At 34.3% G+C, this 3,306-nt stretch carries 3 protein-coding genes; all 3 read left to right on the top strand.

What is annotated here, in order from left to right:
- The first annotated feature begins 547 nt into the window (after positions 1 to 547).
- The 3 genes from M3N64_RS13875 (at position 548) to map (ending at position 3,211) form a co-directional block, all read left to right on the top strand.
- A complete protein-coding gene (locus M3N64_RS13875) occupies positions 548 to 1,396 on the top strand; it encodes a sialate O-acetylesterase (protein ID WP_249104237.1) in 849 nt (282 codons plus the stop codon).
- A 47-nt stretch (positions 1,397 to 1,443) separates the two neighbouring features.
- The gene (locus M3N64_RS13870) at positions 1,444 to 1,974 is read left to right on the top strand and encodes a PadR family transcriptional regulator (protein ID WP_249104233.1); all 531 of its coding nucleotides are present in this window, start codon (positions 1,444 to 1,446) and stop codon (positions 1,972 to 1,974) included.
- Between the two features lie 472 nt (positions 1,975 to 2,446).
- Entirely contained in the window at positions 2,447 to 3,211 is a 765-nt protein-coding gene (map, locus tag M3N64_RS13865) for a type I methionyl aminopeptidase (protein ID WP_003127235.1), read from the top strand.
- The last annotated feature ends 95 nt before the right edge of the window (positions 3,212 to 3,306 follow it).

Here is a 3,306-nt window from a genome sequence, read left to right as displayed (position 1 = left end):
TTAAGGCTTGTTTCATTCATTAACCATATGATAATTTCTTGCATTTATATATTATCTGTCTGTTTTCTATAAAATCAGATTTGTTTGTTACTATCTGTTATTCTTGATGTAAACTTTACCACATTTTTCCATCATTTGTTGAGTCATAAAAAATAATTAAAAGCTAGTGAATGTGTTCCCTCTTATCGATAATATCAAGAAATAAATTAAATTATAGTTTACTGAAAATTAATGCCAACTGGGGTTTGAAGTAACGTATTTCCCTTAGTCGGCTATTTTTTACGATTAATTAGCTCAGAAATCAATTGGAGAGCGTAAATGTAAAAATAATGGATGAATAGGTCTCAGTCTCGTCAAAAAATATTGTTGACAATAAGTCTAATTAGACTATAATGTTTATATGATATTCGTCTAATTAGACTATGATCATTTTTATAACTCAAGAAAATTGAACGAAGCAGTCAATTAACTGAGTATCTCCACAATATTTATTGAAGCTTGGAAGTATTTCTTCGTAAATAGCCAATAGAAAGAAAGGATGAAGAAAATGATGAAATCATTTTTAATGATAGGACAATCTAATATGGCAGGGCGAGGGTTCATCCAGGATGTACCTCCCATTTATAATGAAAAAATTAAAATGTTGCGTAATGGAAGATGGCAAATGATGACGGAACCCATTAATTATGATCGCCCTGTTTCTGGAGTCAGTTTAGCTGCTTCCTTTGCAGATGCATGGTGCAATGTAAACCGAGAAGAAACGATTGGCTTAATTCCCTGTGCGGAAGGAGGAAGTACACTTGATGAATGGCATGTAGATCAGACTCTTTTTAGACATGCTATAACAGAAGCAAAATTTGCTATGGAGAATAGTGAGTTAATAGGAATTCTTTGGCACCAAGGAGAAAGCGATAGTATGAATGGGAAGTATAAAGTCTATTACCAAAAATTACTTGCCATTATGAAGGCTCTTAGAAAGGAATTAAGTGCCCCCAATATACCGATCATTATTGGTGGCTTAGGAGATTTTCTAGGTAAAGAAGGGTTCGGGAAAAATTGTACGGAATATAACCTCATCAATCAAGAATTGCAAAAATTTGCTTTCGAACAAGATCATTGTTATTTTGTCACAGCCGAAGGTTTAACATCTAATCCTGATGGTATCCACATTGATGCAATTTCGCAAAGAAAATTTGGTTTACGATATTTTGAAGCTTTCTCTAATAGGCAGCATATATTAAAACCATTAAATAATGAAAATGAGTTGATCAAGCTTAATTGTGATCGACCACATACACAAACAGAAAAAATATATATGGAAAGCCTAGAATTGGTGTTGGGAAAAATTTCCTATCCTGAATTTGAAGCTCAACTTAAACAAATCTACAAGTGGTAAACTTTAGCATCACAGAATACCAATTCAGAGTCTAAAGAGGTGTTTTTTTGATTCCACTACTAATTTTAGGTTTATTAAAACAAAAACCAGGTTCTTATGGTTACGAATTATTAGCATTAATGGAGGAGCGTCACTATAAATATATAGTAAATTATACGAAAGGGTCCTTCTACTATAATCTTCAACAATTAGAAGAAAAGCAATATATTAAAAAAGTCGATCAGCTAGACAATACTAGAGAAAAGCATAATTATATCATTACTGAACGAGGAAACAAAGAATTCGAAAAATTAATGTTTAAGTATGGATCTAAGACCGATTATATAAATTTTTCTTTTTATGCAGCGATGTTATTTGCTAACGAATATAAAAAAGAGGAATTCATAAAGCTAATAAAAATACAAATTGAACAAACGAAAAGGAAAATTTTTTTATTAGATCAAACACTTCAACATAATGAAGCTATCCCTACTTATTTTAAAAAGATGTTGGAAAATTCCCGTTCTCATCATGTCGTAAACGTGCAATGGTTTGAAGAATTATTAAAGGATACTACTAGTGAAAGCACATCTAAATAACCGAACACACCCCAGAAAGAAGACATCTAGCTATTATGAAGCTTGAGGAGGATTTGTTTTGCTGAGGTCTATCGTTATCAAAGAAATTGAAAGCAAATGGACAGAATCTATCTTTCTAAAGAGAATGAAGGGAAAAGGGATAGTTGGTATATAGCTTTTTTAAATATCAAAAGGGAAGATGCCATGAGGATATTAGAGCGTCCATTCGAGAAAACGGATTTTTATCAGAGCGAAAAGAATGTTATATGATATTTATTGATCTGCTCCAACGGACGACGCTCTCCTAAAAAAGCCATCGTATACTGCTATGTTTCCTAGGATGTAAAGAATAAATCTTCTTCTTTTTTGGACTGCAGAGAAATAAAAAGGCTACTCGGCATTCTGGCTGAAAGCTTCGGTAGAAATATGGGAAATTAAATCAGTTTGAAACTTTGCAACAAAATCTTATAAAAATTTGAAAGCGGGAGTACACATGATTACCTTAAAATCTAAAAGAGAAATTGAGTTGATGGCTGAATCTGGATCGTTATTAGCCGATGTTCATATCCATCTACGAGATTTTATCAAGCCGGGAATTACTAGCTGGGACATTGAAGTTTTTGTGCGTCAATACATCGAAAGTCATGGAGGTATTGCTGCCCAAATTGGATTTGAAGGTTATAAGTATGCTACATGTATCAGTGTGAACGACGAAATTTGTCACGGATTTCCTAAAAAACAAGTCTTAAAGTCAGGTGATTTGGTTAAAGTTGACATGTGTGTCAATTTAAATGGCGCGATCTCGGACTCTTGTTGGGCTTATGTAGTAGGTGCAAGCACACCGGAAGTTGACAATTTGATGGCGGTAACTAAAAAAGCTCTTTATCTTGGAATCGAGCAAGCACAGGTTGGTAATCGGACTGGGGATATTGGTCATGCGATACAAGCTTATGTAGAAGCACAAGGGTACAGCGTCGTACGAGATTTTATTGCTCATGGAATTGGACCTAGTATCCATGAGGAACCTTTCTTTGCTCATTATGGGACACCTGGGAAAGGGGTTCGTCTGAGAGAGGGAATGGTCATCACGATTGAACCCATGGTGAATGTGGGTGATGGGCAAGTAAAGATGATGTCTAATGGATGGGAAGCAAGAACTCTAGATGGCAGTTTAAGTTGTCAATATGAGCATAGCTTGGCAATCACTAAAGCTGGGCCGTTAATTCTAACATCTCAAGGAGAAGAAGGAACTTATTAAACGAAATATATGATTTATAAATCGGCATTAATGGATAAGGATAGAAAAGTATTTTTATTTTAGCGGCAACCGGTGCTCCTTTTCTTTTATCCAAT

It is taken from the genome of Sporolactobacillus mangiferae, from assembly GCF_023336505.1.
Lineage (GTDB): Bacteria > Bacillota > Bacilli > Bacillales > Sporolactobacillaceae > Sporolactobacillus > Sporolactobacillus mangiferae.
The sequence above is the reverse complement of the archived record's forward strand: the minus strand, read 5'-3'. Positions and strand labels throughout refer to the sequence as shown.

What these genes read in the sequence shown, in the direction of transcription:
- map (WP_003127235.1), top strand. Translation starts at nt 2,447, where the DNA reads ATGATTACCTTAAAATCTAAAAGAGAAATTGAGTTGATGGCTGAATCT.
- M3N64_RS13875 (WP_249104237.1), top strand. Translation starts at nt 548, where the DNA reads ATGATGAAATCATTTTTAATGATAGGACAATCTAATATGGCAGGGCGA.